Below are 14,339 nucleotides of genomic sequence, written 5' to 3'. Positions count from 1 at the left end.
CGGCGTTTTCATCTGCTCCTCCTCAGGCGGGGGTCGATCGCGAGGTAGGCGAGGTCGACGATCGTGCTGACCGTCACGTAGGCGAGGGCGGAGATCAGCACGACCGCCATCACCAGGGGCAGGTCCTTGCTGTTCACCGCGCCGACGGTGATCTGGCCGAGCCCGGGGCGGCCGAACACGGCCTCCACGATGATCGCGCCGCCGAGCAGGAAGCCGGTGAACCAGCCGGTGAGGGTGACGGCGGGGAGCAGCGCGTGGCGCAGGGCGTGCCGGGCGACGAGCCGCCACTCGGTGATGCCGCGCGAGCGCGCGGTCACCGCGAACGGCTCCTCCAGCGCGCGTTCCAGGCCCTCGCGGAGCACCTGGCCGAGCACCCCGGCGATCTGCAGGCCGAGCGCCAGTCCCGGCAGTACGAGCGAGACGAACCCCCGGTCACCGGAGACGGGGAACCAGCCGAGGGTGAAGGAGAAGACGGCGAGCAGCAGGATGCCGACGAGGAACGGCGGGACCGAGACGACGGCCAGTTCCGAGAGTCCGACCAGACCGCCGAGCCAGGACCGGCGCCCGGCGGTGGCCAGGGCGAGCACCAGGGCGAGCAGCACCCCGAAGGTCGCGGCGGTGAGCGCGAGCTGGACCGTCGGCCAGATCTGGGAGGCCAGGATCTCCCCCACACCGCGCTGCAGGACGTAGGAGTGGCCCAGGTCGCCCTGGAGGAGGCGGAGCAGGTAGTCGCCGTACTGCTGGAGCGGGGAGCGGTCCAGCCCCCACTCGGCGATGATCTGCGCCCGCCGCTCGGGGGTGTCGAGACCGTCGCCGATCAGCACGTCGATCGTGTCGCCGGGGGCGAGCATCAGCGCGAGGTAGGCCGCGGTGGCGGCGGCCCAGAGCACGGCGACACCCGCTCCGAGCCGCCTGGCCACCGGGCCGAGCCACCCGGCGGCGGCCAGCCCCCGCCGCCGGGTGAGTATGAGGGTGCTCATGTCCCGATCCGGAGGTCATAAGCACTGTTGGGGGTGCCGGAGACCGGCTCGAAGGTGATGCCGGTGACGCCCGCGCCGTAGGCGATCTGGTCTGCGGGCACGTACAGCGGGAGCAGTAGCGCCTCGTCCGTGACCACGGTCTTCTGCACCTTGGCGTAGAGCTCCTTGCGCTCGGCGAGGTCGGAGGCCGCCGACGCGTCGGCGAGCAGCCTGTCCAGCTCCGCGCTCTCGAACCTGGTGCGGTTGATCGCGGCGCCCTTCGGCAGGATCAGGTTGAGCGCCGCCCCGGCGTCGGTGTCGCCGCGCGAGTTCTCGAAGATCTCGTACTCGTTCTCGTCGGCCGCCTTCTGCGCGGTGCCCTGGTCCACGAGCTTGACCTGGAAGTCGATGCCGGCGCTCTGCTTGACCGCCGCCTGGACGGCCTGGGCGAGGATGTCACGGCGGTCGCGGACGAACGGCGCGGCGCTGACCGTGCGGACCGTCAGCCGCTTGCCGTCCTTGACCCGGTAGCCCTCGGCGTCACGTCCGTTCCAGCCGGCCTCGTCGAGCAGCTTGTTGGCCCGTGCCGGGTCGTTGCCGAAGGTGTTCTCCAGCGAGGGGTCGTAGAACTGCGGGCTGCCCTGGCCGATGACACTCCAGGCCCGCTTGGCGGTGCCCTGGTAGACAGAGTTGAGCACGGCGTCCACGTCGACGGCGTCACGGAACGCCTCGCGGACCCGCTTGTCGTCGAACGGGGGGCGGGAGACGTTGAAGTAGTAGGAGAACGCGCTGCCGGAGTTGAGGCTGGTCTCCAGCTTCAACTCCGGGTTGCCCTTGATGAGGCCGATCTCGGTGGCGGGCACGCCCTCGATCACCTGTACCTGCCCGGAGGTGAGCGCGCCGACCCGCACCGCCGCCTCGGGCAGGAAGCGGTAGGTGACCTCGGCCAGGTGTGCCGGCCCCTGGTGGGCGGCGCCGGCGGGCGGCCAGTTGTAGTTCGGGTTGCGCCGGTAGTGGACCTCCTGGCCGGGGGTGAACCGGTCGAGGATGAACGGCCCGGTGCCGACCACGTCGACGCCGCCCGCCTTGAGGTCCTTGGCGTTCTTCAGCGACTTCGGGGAGACCTGGCCGGCGAGCGGGGAGGAGAGGAAGTCCAGGAACAGTCCGTCCGGGGCCTTCAGCGTGACCTTCAGGGTGTACGGGGCGCTCACCTCGGCGTGGTCGAAGTTGCGCAGCTGGATGGCGCTGACCGCGGCGTTGTAGCCGGGCGAGACGAGCTGGTCGAGGTTGGCCTTCACCGAGGCGGCGTCGAACCGCTCACCGTCGTGGAAGGTCACGTCGTCACGGAGCTCGAAGGTGTAGGTCAGACCGTCCTTGGAAACCTGCCAGGAGGTGGCCAGCCACGGCAGGAAATCACCGTTCCCGCCTCGGGCGATCAACGCGTCGAACTGGTTGTGGACCAGGAGGCGCGCCTTGTTCTGGCCCCACTGGTGCGGGTTGAAGGTGATCGGCTGCGTCTCCACCGCCCACACGAGCGATCCTCCGTCGCCGCCGGTGCCGCCCTTCGCGCCGGCCGCCGTGGTCGGGGTCCCGCTCTCGGCTCCGCAGGCCGCGAGCGCCAGCACCCCGGCGAGCGTCAGAGCGCCCCATCGCAACTTCACGTTCTTCTCCTTGTGCTGTGGTGCGTCGTGCTCGTTCGGGACCGGGTCCATGCGATCTGTCGCGGGGTTCACGCGACGTGCCGCCTTATCTGGGTGCCGACGGCCTCGGACAGGACGATCCGGGCGAGGGCGTCGGCGTGGCGGAAGAGCGGGGCGTTGCGGCGGGGCCTGGCGAAACCGCCGGTGACCTGGCCGCCGACGACCCAGGGGCCGAAGGCGAACCTGCGCGAGTGCGGGGTGCCGGACCTGTCGACCAGGCGGCGGTCCGCGGCCCGCACGTTCACCAGCCCCGACTTCTCGTCGAGCTCGCCCCGGTCGCGGAGCGCGCCGATGAGCGGGTCGGTGGCCCGGCTCACGCTGGGCGCGGGCAGCCTGGCCTCGACGAGGGTCGTGGCCGTCACGCCGCCGGGCACGGTGGGGCTCTGTGCCCGCCAGCGCCCTTCGTGGTGGTCGACCTTGAGGCCGGCGCCGAGGAAGGTGACCACCCCTGCCTTGGCCAGGGCGCGCAGCTCCGCAAGCCGGGGTCCCGGCGGGCCGCTGGCGAGGTAGCTGAAGAACCCGTGAAACCACGGATCGGAGATGCCCAGCTCGGCCAGGATCCCGTAGACGGAGAGCAGCCCGAGGATCAGGGCGTGGTCGGCGCTGTGCGCCGGGTCGGCGCGCCGTTCCAGGTCGACCGCGAGGTAGCCGTGCATCCACTTCTGCAGCCCCGCCCGGTCACCGAACCTGATGCCCTCCAACGGCCGGTCGAGCCGGTCGAAGTCGAGCCGGTCCAGGTGCCGGGGCACGGCCGTACGGATCAGCTTGCGCATGCCCGGGCTGCGCCACTCCTGGTCGGCGAACGCCTCCGCGAACGCCGCCCAGTCCAGCCTGGCGCGCTTGGGGTGGGCGGTGATGAGCTCGTGGTAGTACGCGAAGGCGAGCTCCTTGGCGACCAGCGGCCACACGTCCCGGCGGAAGTTCCACGGGCCCTCGCCCAGCGCCTCGCGGGTGAGGAAGCGCGGAACCGGCGGGCTTGCGCCCCTGAAGGGGTAGCCGGTCTTGGAGTGGTACGGCACGCCGCGCCGCGATCCCACGTGCAGGAGGGGCTCCCGCCCGCCGGGCAGGTAGACCAGCTCCCCGTCGTACTCGCGGACGAACCGGCCGCCCCGGCCCGAGGTGAGCAGCACCATCAGGTCGACGAAGGCCAGCCCCATCCCCCGCACGATCACCGGCTCTCCGGCGGGGATGCCGTCCAGGTCGAGGTCGGCCGCGTATCCGGTGGGCAGGTAACGCAGCCCGCCGCGCGCGGCCAGGTCGGCCAGCGCCCGCTCCTCCCCGCTCGGGGTCACGTCGCCGTGTCCCTGGGCCAGGATCACCGCGTCGACCTCGATCGTCCGGCCGTCCTCCAGCCGTACCGCCTGGCCGCCGGGGATGTCGGCGAGATCGACGGCGCGGACCGGGTGCACGTGCACCCGGACCCCGCGCGGGGCGGTCGCCACCGCGTGCCTGAAGACATGGGAGAGGTAGCCGTTCTGGGCCGGGCGGGAGGCGAAGGCGCCGGGGTCCCCGCCGAGCCACTCGGCCAGCGTGGGGCCTGGACGGATCGGCCCCTCGCAGCGCACCGACTCGTCGGTGAAGAGCGTCACGTCGGCGGCGGCGGAGTTCATCCAGAGCAGCTCGGGCTGGTCACGGCGCCAGACGCGGCCGCCCCCCGGCGGGTGGGGGTCGATCACGTGGACGTCGAGCGAGGGCCAGCCGAGCAGGTCGGCGGCGTTGGCGCAGATGCGCTCCACCAGGCAGGTGCCCGTCGGGCCGGCGCCGACGACGGCGATCGAGGCGCTCATACGGCGGCTCTACGGTGCGGCCGGTAGTGGCCGTGGGTGTCGGGGTCGACGGGGCTCGCGCAGTTCAGTGTGCTGGTCTTCGACATGTGGCACTCCCGGACATGTCTCGGTGACCCCGGTGAGGGGGTCCGCGCTTGCGGCACGCCGACCGTGCCGCCAGGTCTCCCCCGGGGGCACCCCGCCGCGGTGCGAGGGTTGCCGGTCAGCCAGCCGGGGCTTCGCACTGACACTCTTAACCTATTTAGAAGGTAGGAAATACATAGATCTCTGTCAAGGCTTAATGTTGGGGAATGTCCTATGAGATGGTGAAGGTGGTCTACCGCAAATACGACGGATCACTGCACTGGAACCACAGCGGCCTCCTGCTCGGCGAGGACGAACACGGGGTGTGGACCGGCTGCGCGGCCAACTCCGTCGGCCGCAAGGGCCACGGGCCCGAGGTGGCCTCCCCGCACGCCTTCGTGATGCTCTTCCCCCGCGACGCCTGGTGGACCGCCGCCTTCAACTCCGCCCCGCACAAGCACGAGATCTACTGCGACATCTCCACCGTGCCACGGTGGAGCGACGGCGAGGTCACCATGGTCGACCTCGACCTCGACGTGATCCGGACGCGCCGGAGCCCGGTGAAGGGCCGCACCAGCCGGGTCTTCCTGGACGACGAGGACGAGTTCGAGGAGCACCGGGTCAGGTACGCCTACCCGCCCGAGGTCGTCCGGAGCGCCCGTGCCTCGGCCGCCTGGCTGATGGAGGCCGTCACCGCCCGCACGGCCCCCTTCGACGCCGCCCCGCGCTGGCTCACCCTGGTCAGCTGAGATGCGCCGAAGTGACTAAAGCGGCGGGAAGCCGGGGGTGCGGCGCTCGACGAAGCTGGCGACGCCCTCGGCGAAGTCCGGCCGGGTGAAGGAGTCGACCATCAGGCGCGCCGCGGCCGACTCCGACGCCTCCAGGGTTCGCTGCCAGTCGCCCCAGATCTGACGCTTGATCACGGCCATCGAGGCCGGAGAGCTGTACGTCGCCAGCTCGTGGGCGTAGGCCAGGGTCTCCTCGATCAGCCGCTCTCCCGGCACCGCCCGGTTGGCCAGGCCCAGCTCGCAGGCCTCGGCACCGGTGAAGGTGCGCCCGGAGAGCAGCAGGTCCATGGCCCTGGCCTGCCCGGCCAGGCGGGGCAGGATCCACGACAGGCCGTACTCGGCGACCAGGCCGCGCCGGGCGAAGGCGGTGGTCCACTTGGCCTCGGCGGCGGTGAAGACCAGGTCGCAGACCAGGGCGTGGACCATGCCGAGCCCGGCACAGGCACCGTTGACCGCGGCGATGATCGGCTTGCGGATCGTGGTCGGGAAGGTGTTGGGACGCCGGTCGGGCTCCCCCGCGTACGAGCCGTCCCGGATGGCGGTGAGCGTCTGGAAGTCCGCCCCGGCGCAGAAGCCCCTTCCCGCCCCGGTGACCACGATCACCCGGACCTCGGGGTTCTTCTCCGCCTCGGCCAGCTGGTCGAAGTAGCGGCGGCCCATCTCGTCGGTCCAGGCATTGAGCCGGTCCGGCCGGTTGAACGTCAGCGTCAGCACGCCCCGCTCGATCGACGGCAGCACCAGGTCGACCATCGTCTCTCCCTCCCGGAAGCCCTTGGGGCGCTCCCGTACAGGAGCTCCCCGCCCGGAGAGCTACAGAATATCGTTCTACACCTTTTCCCTCCCCGGTGTCAGCATGTGCGAGCGGACCAGGTCCTCGACGCCTGCCCGCAGGCCCAGGAAGAGGGAGGTCCGCTTGACGGCGAGGGCCCGGTAGGCGGGCAGGTCGATCGGGACCTCGGCGGCGACCCTGCCGGGCCCGCAGGCGAAGACGAGGACCCGCTGGGCGAGCAGGACCGCCTCCTCCACGTCGTGGGTGACCATCAGCACGGTCGTGCCCGTGTCGCGCCACACCTCGCGCAGGAAGAGCTGCATGTCCTCCTTGGTCTGCACGTCCAGCGCCCCGAACGGCTCGTCGAGCAGGAGTACGGCCGGCTCGCACGCCAGCGCCCTGGCGATCGCCACCCGCTGGCGCTGCCCGCCGGACAGCTGCCGGGGCAGCGCGCCCGCCAGGGACGACAGCCCGACCTCGCCGAGATACCAGCGGACCCGCCGCTCCCGGTCGGCCCCGGAGATCGGCAGTAGCCGCAGTCCGAAGGCCACGTTCTCCGCGACGGTGAGGAAGGGGAACAGCGCTCCCGACTGGAAGACCAGCCCGCGCTCGGGACCGGGGCCGACGACGGGTGCCCCGCCGAGCGTGATGGAGCCCGCGCTGGCCGGGGAGAGCCCGGCGATCAGCGACAGCAACGTTGACTTGCCCGAGCCGCTCGCCCCGACCACGCACACGAACTCGCCCGGCTCCATCGACAGGTCGATGCCGTCCAGGACGCGGGTGGTCCCGTAGTCCTTGGCCACGCCGCGCAGCACGAGGGTCATGCCGTCCACCTCCCGAGACGGTCGCGCAGCACGCGCAGCACGACGTCGATCAGCAGGCCGACCGCCCCGATCACGATGAGCACCGCGAAGATCTTGTCGGTCTGCAGGAACCGCTGGGCCCGGACGATCCGGTAGCCGAGCCCGGACTCGGCGGCGATCAGCTCGGCCACCACCACGAAGTTCCACGCGGCGGCGGCGTTGATCCGCGCCGCGTCCACCACCGCCGGGAGCGCGTACGGCCAGATCACCTTCCGGAGGATCTCGCCGCGCCGGGCGCCCAGGGTGGCGGCCGCCTGGCCGAGCTCGCCCGGCACCCGCCGTACGGCGTCGGCGACCATCAGCGTGTTGAAGAACACCACGCCCAGCAGCAGAATCGCGACCTTGGACGGCTCGCCGAGACCCAGCCAGATGATCAGCAGCGGGATGAACGCGGCGGCCGGCATGTAGCGGAGCAGGCCGACCGCCGGTTCCAGCAGGGCCAGCGCCACGGCCGAGGTGCCCATCGCGACGCCCACCGGCACCGAGATCGCCACCGCCAGCCCGAACCCGGCCCCGACCCGGCCGAGGCTGGCGAGGGTGTCGTCGAGCAACAGGCCGGTGCCCAGCATCTCCGCGAACGCCTCCAGGACGGCCAGCGGGGACGGCAGGAAGGTCGGATCGACCAGCTCCGCCATGGCGGCGACGGTCCAGAGGGCGAGCGGGACCAGCACCGAGGCCGCCCGCAGGCCCCAGCGGGCACGGACGGACATCCCGGAGCTCCGCTTCCAGGCCGGACCCGGCCGGCCCGCGCGCCGGGGCAGCGGCTCCCAGGCCCGCCGTCCCGCCTCGGGGGGCGCGACGGGCTCCGCGGTCCCCGCGCTCATGACTGCCGCGACCTTCCTGGTGGCGAGCAGGGCGAGCTGAACCCGCCCCGGCCGCAACCGGCCGCCCGGCATGCTCTCCATATCGGCGCTCCCGCACTCACGGCTTGAGGCTCCTGACGAACCTTGGCTCGAAGAGACCGTCCAGTGACGGCTCGGTGTCGGCCAGGCCCGACGCGACGAGGAACTTCGCGATCAGGGCGGCCTGGTGGTCGAGGTGGTCGTCGGTGCCGCCGGGCTCGAAGGCGGCCAGGTTGTCGTCCAGGGAGAAGATCGTGGTTCCCGCGTCGTAGCTCGCATAGTCGGCCTCGCTCACCCCCGCCCGCCTGGCCATGATCGCGGTGGCGTCCGCCCTGTTGGCCGCGATCCACTCCAGGGTCTCGAACCAGGTCTTCACCAGCGCCTGCACCTCCTGCGGCCGCTCGGCGACCAGCGAGGCGGCCACCACCAGGTGGTCGGGGATCGCGCCGGGGAAGTCCCTGGAGGTGGCGACGGCCGTGGAACCCGGCAGCCCCAGGGCGGTGGTGGTGAAGGGCGCGAACACGCCGACCGCGTCCACCTGGCCCGCCTTGAAGGCCGCCGCGGCGGCGTCCGTCGGCAGCGGCTTGAAGGTGACGTCCTTCTCGGTCAGCCCCGCCTTCCGCAGCGCGAGCAGCAGCAGGTAGTGGTCGACGGTGCCCTGCTCGGCCGCGACGGTTCTGCCCTTCAGGTCGGCCACCGTGGCGATGCCGGACCTGGCGATGATCTGGTCGTTGCCGGTGGAGTTGTCGTTGACCAGCACGATCGTCTGCTTCGCCCCGCCGGACACCGAGGCGAGGGTGTCGTTGAGCGTCTGGCTGTTGGCGTCGACGTTGCCGGTGGCCAGCGCGGTCAGGCTGTCGGTGTAGCTGTCGAAGTACTTCAGCTCGACCTCGATGCCGTTCTTGGCGAACAGCCCCTTCTCCTGGGCGACCTGCCAGGGGAACCAGCCGGGCCAGGCGGAGAAGCCCAGGGTGAGAACCTTCTTCCCGCCGGACGCGGCCGGCTCGGCGGACCCGCCGGGGGCGGACGCGCACGCCGCGCAGGCGGCGAGCAGGCAGAGCGAGACGAGCAGGCGGCGGAGCATCACGCGGCTCCCTTCCTCGCGGGCAGGTGCCCGGAACGGACCAGGCAGCCGAGGGTGTCGCAGATGACGCGGGTGGCGATCAGCGAGGTGATCTCCGCGTTGTCGTAGGGTGGCGAGCACTCCACGACCTCGATCCCGGCCAGCGGCGCCGCGTCGGCGATGATCTGGATGAACTTCAGTACCTCGCGCGGCAGGAAGCCGCCGGGTTCCGGCCAGCCGGTGCCGGGGACGAACGCGGCGTCCAGGCAGTCGACGTCGAAGGAGAGCCACACGGCCTCGGCGTCCTTCCAGGCGACCTCCAGCGCGCGCTCGGCCGCCGCCTCGATGCCCATGTCCACGCAGTCGGTGACCGTCATGATCGTGGTGCCGCGCTCACGACCGACCTTTACCCCAGGTCGGGGCGCCTGCCACCCGCCGATGCCGATCTGCACCAGGTTCTGCGGCGGCACGTTGGGGATGTCGGTGGCGTGGAACCACGGCGTGGTGTGCATGCGTTCGTCGAGGTCGGTCTCCTGGGTGTCCACGTGCCGGTCGAAGTGGATGATCCCGAGGTTGCCCGACAGGTGTTCGGCCACGCCGCGCACGGTCGGGTAACCGATGGAGTGGTCGCCTCCCAGCACGACCGGGAACGCCCCGCTGGAGTAGACGTGCGAGACGGCCTTGGAGATCTGGTCGAAGGTCTTCTCGATGTTGCCGGGGATGGTGAACACGTCCCCGAGGTCGGCCATCGTGATCGACTCGCGCAGATCCACCCCCAGCTCGAAGCTGTAGGGGCCGTACAGGGCGGAGATCTTCCTGATGCCCTGCGGGCCGAAGCGGGTGCCCGAGCGGTAGGTCGTGCCGCCGTCGAACGGCGCGCCCAGGATCGCCACGTCGTACGCGCCGCAGCGCCGCACGTCCTCGACGTACGGAGCCTTGAGGAAGGTGTTGATCCCGGCGAAGTGCGGCAGCTCTCCGCGGGAGAAGGTCGGGATGCGCCGGTCGACGATGGAGTCGGCGCCCTGCAGGCCCACCTCCAGGGCCCAGGCGACCTCGCGCTCCCAGTTGGCGGTGGGCAGCTCGGCCTCGCGGTCGACGGCGAAGCGGGCCTCGGGACCGTACCGGTCGGGGCCCGAGGGGGCCGCGCCGGAGGGGCCCTGGCGGGCGGGGTCGGAAGCGGACGGGTGCCAGTGCATGGAGCTCCGATCAGCTCGGACCCCGGCTGGAGGACAGCCGGGATCGGCCGGCCTCCCGGGCTTTTGTCCCGCCGTGGAACGGCCACGCGGCCGCCTGCACCTCTCGGACCAGTCCCGCGCCGTCGCCGTACGGCCTCACGGTCGTGACGCCCGGCGTCGGCGGCGGCGGAACCCTAGATGCGCCCCACCACTCGGTGGGTCACTGCAAGTGCAGCGCCGGTACGTTTCCCCTGAATTAACCTCCCGTTGCAGTCCGGTGACCGAGCGCGCGCTCCAGGGAGTCGGCGTGGTGGACGAAGTTCGGCGACAGCTGCCTGTCCTCGTAGTAACGGTGGAAGACCGGCGTGGCCGAGGCCGACATGGGCGGCACGATCCAGGTCCAGTCCGCGGGGCAGACCCGTCCTGCCCGCTCCTCGCGCTCCAGGTGGATCAGGAAATGCCTGGCCTCGGTGTGGTGGTCCGTCATCGTCACCCCCGCCCGCTCGAAGGAGTGCAGGACCGCCACGTTCAGCTCCACCAGCGCCTGGTCCCGCCAGAGCGAGCGGTCGGTGCCGGTGTTCAGGCCCAGCCGCCGGGCGATCAACGGCATCAGGTCGTAGCGGTCGGCGTCGGCCAGGTTGCGGGCGCCGATCTCGGTGCCCATGTACCAGCCGTTGAACGGCGCCGCCCGGTAGCAGACGCCGCCGATCTCCAGGCACATGTTCGAGATGACCGGTACCGCGTGCCAGCGCAGCCCCAGCTGCTCGAACCACGGGTGGTGGGGATGCGAGAGCGCGACCTCCAGCACGGCGTCGCCGGGAATCGTGGACAGCAGCGGCGGCCCGTTCCCGACCGAGATCGCCAGCGGGAGGACGTCGAAGGGGCTTCCGGGGCCGCCGGGCCAGCCCAGCTCGCGCAGCATCGCGGTGAAGCCGACGTAGCGGGGGTCCCCGATGACCGAACCGTCCGCCATCGCGTACCCGGCGTACCGGATGAGCTGCTCGTTCCAGATCCGCGGTCCCGGCGCCCCCGGCCGGTCCTGGGGGAACACGGTGATCGTCGGGCGGATCCGGCGGGCGGGCGCCGCGTCCCGCAGGTGGTTCACGCACTCGACGGCGACGCCCTCGGCCGTGGTGACATGCCGCCGGTCGCGCACCCGCAGCGAGCGCCAGTACAGCCGCCCGATGCATCTGCCGCTGTTGCGCCAGGCCACCTTGGCGCCAAAGACCAGCTCACCACTGGTGTGCGTGTACGTTCCCGTGTCGGCGATCTCCTGCCGGACCTCGCGCAGGCGCTCCCGCAGGACCCCCGCACCGGGATTCTCCGCGTGAAACAGCCGCAGGTAGTCTTCGGCCGCCGCCATCACGTCGGCTGGAGGCACCTCGGGGACCTTGGGAACCTCGTGGAACGGATCCGGCGCACGCCGCCGGGACCTTCGCCAGGTCAGCACAGAAAAACCACCCATTGTGGCTCACGAGCACGACTGCCGTTCCGGGCGGCGTGGTGCCCTGAACGCGGCGGCCCTTCCCCGCTGCGATCACTGTTGGTCCGCGGCGACCGCGCACCGGCTCACTCGCCACGATCGCGGCGACACCGGGCATGGCCTCACTCATTTTCTGTGATTCACCGTGGTTTGTCCGCTGAATCGGGGCATGAGCAGGCCACCAAACCGGGACATGAGATGCCAAAAGCCCCGGAAGCCGGGCTTCCGGGGCTCTGACGCTGGCTCCCGCGATAGGACTCGAACCTATAACCTGCCGGTTAACAGCCGGCTGCTCTGCCGATTGAGCTACACGGGATTGCGCTTTGCGCTGGTCGGACCGGGTGTCCCCCGTTCCTCGCGGCGCAGGAATAGATTAGCGCACTCCATGGGTGTGTGTCGCATCGATAGTCCGGGGTAGGTGCGAGACGAATGGCCATCCGCGGGTGATCACAGGACAGGGACCGGCGGAACATGCTTGTGGAGGTGGACATGCGTTATCGGTTGATGTTCGGGATCGGCTTCGCGGCCGGCTACATCCTGGGGAGCCGCGCCGGTCGGGAGCGTTACGAGCAGATCAAGAGGATGGCCCAGCGGGTCTTCGACAACCCCACCGTGCAGGAGACGGCCGGCCTGATGGGCGCCAAGGTCTCCAAGGCCACCGGCGTGGCGAGGACCAAGGTGAGCGACGCGGCCAGAAACCGGCTGCCCTTCCTGCATTCGGCGAACGGCTGGCCCGGCGACGAGCACGACGACACGGGCACCGGCTGGCCGGAGAACCAGAGGACCGACACGCCCCACTGATCTTGCCGGTGCCGCCCTGTCGGCGCCCGCGGGCCCCGTGAGCGGCCCGCAGGCGCGAAAGGCCCCTCCAGGGGCCTTTCGCGTGTCCGGGCACCCTCAGACCCCGGCTCAGACGCCGAAGCTCCTGCGGGTCTCCTCAAGCGCCTGCTCCGCGAGAGCGCGCAGCCCGGCGTCGTCCGGGTCAAGACCCGCGTCGAAGACGAACTCCCAGACCAACCGGTCGGCGTCGGCCCTCCTCGCCACCAGCCGCACTCCCCCTCGCGCGTCCAGCGGGACATAGTGGTTGACCACGATCGAGGCGGTCACCCGCTCCCGCACGGCCTCGGGGATCCGGCCGGGCTCGGGCAGCAGCGCCCGGTACGACCGCCCGTCGGTGGTGACGACGGTCAGTCCCTCCTCGTCCCAGGCGCCGCGGTCCACCTGGAACCAGGGCAGGCGCTCGCCGCCCAGGTAAAGTGCCCTGTCCGCGGCGATCACGTAACCGCCCGGGCCCTCGGCATAGGTGAGCACCCGGTCACCGGGATCGATGGTCCCGCGGATCTCGGCGGGCAGGCGACGGAAGAGCTTCATTTGAATCCTCACAGCGTGGAGAGGCGCGGTGCGGCCCCGCATGGTTCGGTGTCGTGTCCGGCGATGGCCGTACCTCAACACTCCAAGGTATCCGCGAGCAGGTCGAGGGTGAGCGCGGCCGACCAGGAGAAGTCCCGGCTGCCTCGTCCGCTGCCGTCGAAGGGGTCGAAGCACTCGCGGAAACCCGCCTGCCGTACGAGGCGCAGGGTCTGCGAGCCCAGCACCCGCACCAGCCCCACCAGGCCGTGCACCTCCGCCGCCCGCCGCAGCAGCCAGTTGGTGTTCACCCAGGACGGCCCGCGCCAGTAGCAGGACCGGTCGAACTGCGGAGCGCGGATCTCACAGCTCGGCACCGGGTACCCCGCGGCTCCCATGAAGCTCGCCGACTCCAACACCCCCACCAGCTCCGCGATCCTGTCGGCCGGCAGTCCCTGGTCGAGCAACGGCCCGAAGGAGCCGACCGTGCGGATGGAACTGAGCCGCCCCGCGCGCAGGTCACGGACGCGGAAGACGCCGTCGGCCCAGAGCCGGTCCAGCAGCGCGGCGCGGATCCGCTCCACCGCCTCCCGGTGCGGACCCGCGTCCGCTCCGGCCACCGGCGCCAGCTCGACGAGCGCCTGGCAGGAGGCGAGCCAGATCCCGTTGAACATCGGGTCCTCGACCGCGAACGGGTGCTCGTCTCTCAGGTAGGCCGGGTCGTAGCCGGAGTCCCGGTAGCCCAGGACCAGCGCCATGTAGCGGTCATGGTGGCTGTCGGGATGCCACTGGGAGGGCTCCTCGCGCCGGTAGGCGTGACGGACCGGGGGCAGCGCCTCCAGCGGGGCGTCCCAGACGGGGCTGTCGTCCATCCCCGACTCCCATGGATGCACGATCGCGGCCAGCCCTCCCCCGCCCAGGTCCCTGGACGTGGCGAGGTAGTCGTGCTGGGCGACCAGCATCGGGTAGATCCGCCGTACGAGGGCCACGGCCGTGTCGCGGTCGGCCGCGTGCCGCCACACCCACCACAGGGCCAGCGCCTGCAGCGGCGGCTGGGTCAGCCCGGAGGTGCACACGCCGTGGGGAGCGGCCCGGTGCTCCGTCGAGCGCCAGACGGCCGGGCCGGGGAAGTAGACCTCCTCGCGGGCGGGCTGGAAGACGATGTGCGGCACCATCCCGGTGTGCCACTGCCCCGCCAGCAGGCTGAGCAGTTCGGTCCCGGCCCTGCGGGTGTCCCAGCGGGCCAGGCCGATCGCGACGAAGGTGGAGTCCCAGTTCCACTGGTGCGGATAGAGGCCCGGCGCGGGCACGGTCGCGGCACCCGTCGAGTTCGCGTCGAGCACGGACCACGCCTCGCGCCCGAGCGCGGCATCGTCGACCGCCGCTCGCGACTCCATCCGCCCAGTCTGCGCCTGTATCGGCCAGGAGAACAGCCCGCCTTTCCGGACGCGGGAAAAAGGGCCACGAAACGGCGCGGGCCCCGGGAACCGAGGTTCCCGG

Annotated in this window: 13 protein-coding genes, 1 tRNA gene and 1 riboswitch; of the genes, 2 read left to right on the top strand and 12 right to left on the bottom strand. The window is 71.4% G+C overall.

Annotated elements, in window-relative coordinates; genetic code table 11:
- Nucleotides 1-8: 8 nt before the first annotated feature.
- The 3 genes from ABZU75_RS29340 to ABZU75_RS29330 all read right to left on the bottom strand — a co-directional run bounded on the left by ABZU75_RS29340 (nucleotide 9) and on the right by ABZU75_RS29330 (nucleotide 4,446).
- Entirely contained in the window at nucleotides 9-980 is a 972-nt protein-coding gene (locus ABZU75_RS29340) for an ABC transporter permease (protein ID WP_355560923.1), read from the bottom strand.
- Nucleotides 977-2,620 carry an ABC transporter substrate-binding protein gene (locus tag ABZU75_RS29335; RefSeq protein WP_355560920.1) on the bottom strand — a complete coding sequence of 548 codons (1,644 nt, stop codon included), beginning with the start codon at nucleotides 2,618-2,620 and terminating at the stop codon, nucleotides 977-979. Before ABZU75_RS29335 ends, ABZU75_RS29340 begins: the two co-directional genes overlap by 4 nt.
- Before the next feature lie 68 nt (nucleotides 2,621-2,688).
- Nucleotides 2,689-4,446: an FAD/NAD(P)-binding protein gene (locus ABZU75_RS29330; protein WP_355560917.1), complete on the bottom strand. Its 1,758-nt coding sequence runs from the start codon at nucleotides 4,444-4,446 to the stop codon at nucleotides 2,689-2,691.
- A gap of 125 nt (nucleotides 4,447-4,571) precedes the next feature.
- Nucleotides 4,572-4,684: riboswitch (SAM riboswitch) on the bottom strand.
- Between the two features lie 52 nt (nucleotides 4,685-4,736).
- Between ABZU75_RS29330 and ABZU75_RS29325 the strand changes: the two genes are divergently transcribed.
- Entirely contained in the window at nucleotides 4,737-5,258 is a 522-nt protein-coding gene (locus ABZU75_RS29325) for a DUF402 domain-containing protein (RefSeq protein ID WP_355560914.1), read from the top strand.
- A gap of 15 nt (nucleotides 5,259-5,273) precedes the next feature.
- Here ABZU75_RS29325 and ABZU75_RS29320 read toward each other — a convergent pair whose 3' ends face one another.
- The 7 genes from ABZU75_RS29320 to ABZU75_RS29290 all read right to left on the bottom strand — a co-directional run bounded on the left by ABZU75_RS29320 (nucleotide 5,274) and on the right by ABZU75_RS29290 (nucleotide 11,808).
- Nucleotides 5,274-6,047, bottom strand: coding sequence for an enoyl-CoA hydratase-related protein (locus ABZU75_RS29320; RefSeq protein ID WP_355560911.1), 774 nt, complete (start codon nucleotides 6,045-6,047; stop codon nucleotides 5,274-5,276).
- 75 nt (nucleotides 6,048-6,122) lie between these two features.
- Nucleotides 6,123-6,890: an ABC transporter ATP-binding protein gene (locus ABZU75_RS29315; RefSeq protein WP_355560908.1), complete on the bottom strand. Its 768-nt coding sequence runs from the start codon at nucleotides 6,888-6,890 to the stop codon at nucleotides 6,123-6,125.
- Nucleotides 6,887-7,834 (bottom strand): ABC transporter permease, encoded by a 948-nt coding sequence (locus ABZU75_RS29310; protein ID WP_355560905.1) that lies wholly within the window; start codon nucleotides 7,832-7,834, stop codon nucleotides 6,887-6,889. The genes ABZU75_RS29315 and ABZU75_RS29310 overlap by 4 nt, the downstream gene beginning before the upstream one ends.
- Nucleotides 7,835-7,850: 16 nt before the next feature.
- Complete coding sequence (locus ABZU75_RS29305) at nucleotides 7,851-8,855, bottom strand: ABC transporter substrate-binding protein (protein WP_355560903.1); 1,005 nt, start codon at nucleotides 8,853-8,855, stop codon at nucleotides 7,851-7,853.
- Nucleotides 8,855-10,030 carry an agmatinase family protein gene (locus ABZU75_RS29300; RefSeq protein WP_355560900.1) on the bottom strand — a complete coding sequence of 392 codons (1,176 nt, stop codon included), beginning with the start codon at nucleotides 10,028-10,030 and terminating at the stop codon, nucleotides 8,855-8,857. Before ABZU75_RS29300 ends, ABZU75_RS29305 begins: the two co-directional genes overlap by 1 nt.
- 235 nt (nucleotides 10,031-10,265) lie before the next feature.
- Nucleotides 10,266-11,390, bottom strand: coding sequence for a nitric oxide synthase oxygenase (locus ABZU75_RS29295; protein WP_355560897.1), 1,125 nt, complete (start codon nucleotides 11,388-11,390; stop codon nucleotides 10,266-10,268).
- 342 nt (nucleotides 11,391-11,732) lie between these two features.
- Nucleotides 11,733-11,808: transfer RNA gene (locus ABZU75_RS29290), tRNA-Asn, on the bottom strand.
- Nucleotides 11,809-11,981: 173 nt separating this feature from the next.
- On the opposite strand from ABZU75_RS29290, the gene ABZU75_RS29285 reads away from it, so the two are divergent.
- Nucleotides 11,982-12,293, top strand: coding sequence for a YtxH domain-containing protein (locus tag ABZU75_RS29285; RefSeq protein WP_355560894.1), 312 nt, complete (start codon nucleotides 11,982-11,984; stop codon nucleotides 12,291-12,293).
- A 108-nt stretch (nucleotides 12,294-12,401) separates the two neighbouring features.
- Here the strand turns inward: ABZU75_RS29285 and ABZU75_RS29280 are convergent, their stop codons facing one another.
- The gene (locus tag ABZU75_RS29280) at nucleotides 12,402-12,863 is read right to left on the bottom strand and encodes a hypothetical protein (RefSeq protein ID WP_355560891.1); all 462 of its coding nucleotides are present in this window, start codon (nucleotides 12,861-12,863) and stop codon (nucleotides 12,402-12,404) included.
- A 74-nt stretch (nucleotides 12,864-12,937) separates the two neighbouring features.
- Nucleotides 12,938-14,236: a hypothetical protein gene (locus ABZU75_RS29275; protein WP_355560888.1), complete on the bottom strand. Its 1,299-nt coding sequence runs from the start codon at nucleotides 14,234-14,236 to the stop codon at nucleotides 12,938-12,940.
- Between the last annotated feature and the right edge of the window lie 103 nt (nucleotides 14,237-14,339).

Source organism: Streptosporangium sp. NPDC005286 (assembly GCF_040607515.1).
Lineage (GTDB): Bacteria > Actinomycetota > Actinomycetes > Streptosporangiales > Streptosporangiaceae > Streptosporangium.
Note: the sequence above shows the minus strand (reverse complement) of the source record. Positions and strands in the feature narration are given on the sequence as shown.

Excerpts from the sequence above, each read along its gene's own strand:
- ABZU75_RS29325 (WP_355560914.1), top strand. The coding sequence starts at position 4,737 with ATGTCCTATGAGATGGTGAAGGTGGTCTACCGCAAATACGACGGATCA.
- ABZU75_RS29285 (WP_355560894.1), top strand. The coding sequence starts at position 11,982 with ATGCGTTATCGGTTGATGTTCGGGATCGGCTTCGCGGCCGGCTACATC.
- ABZU75_RS29280 (WP_355560891.1), bottom strand. The coding sequence starts at position 12,863 with ATGAAGCTCTTCCGTCGCCTGCCCGCCGAGATCCGCGGGACCATCGAT.
- ABZU75_RS29300 (WP_355560900.1), bottom strand. The coding sequence starts at position 10,030 with ATGCACTGGCACCCGTCCGCTTCCGACCCCGCCCGCCAGGGCCCCTCC.
- ABZU75_RS29305 (WP_355560903.1), bottom strand. The coding sequence starts at position 8,855 with ATGCTCCGCCGCCTGCTCGTCTCGCTCTGCCTGCTCGCCGCCTGCGCG.
- ABZU75_RS29330 (WP_355560917.1), bottom strand. The coding sequence starts at position 4,446 with ATGAGCGCCTCGATCGCCGTCGTCGGCGCCGGCCCGACGGGCACCTGC.
- ABZU75_RS29275 (WP_355560888.1), bottom strand. The coding sequence starts at position 14,236 with ATGGAGTCGCGAGCGGCGGTCGACGATGCCGCGCTCGGGCGCGAGGCG.
- ABZU75_RS29315 (WP_355560908.1), bottom strand. The coding sequence starts at position 6,890 with ATGACCCTCGTGCTGCGCGGCGTGGCCAAGGACTACGGGACCACCCGC.
- ABZU75_RS29310 (WP_355560905.1), bottom strand. The coding sequence starts at position 7,834 with ATGGAGAGCATGCCGGGCGGCCGGTTGCGGCCGGGGCGGGTTCAGCTC.
- ABZU75_RS29340 (WP_355560923.1), bottom strand. The coding sequence starts at position 980 with ATGAGCACCCTCATACTCACCCGGCGGCGGGGGCTGGCCGCCGCCGGG.
- ABZU75_RS29320 (WP_355560911.1), bottom strand. The coding sequence starts at position 6,047 with ATGGTCGACCTGGTGCTGCCGTCGATCGAGCGGGGCGTGCTGACGCTG.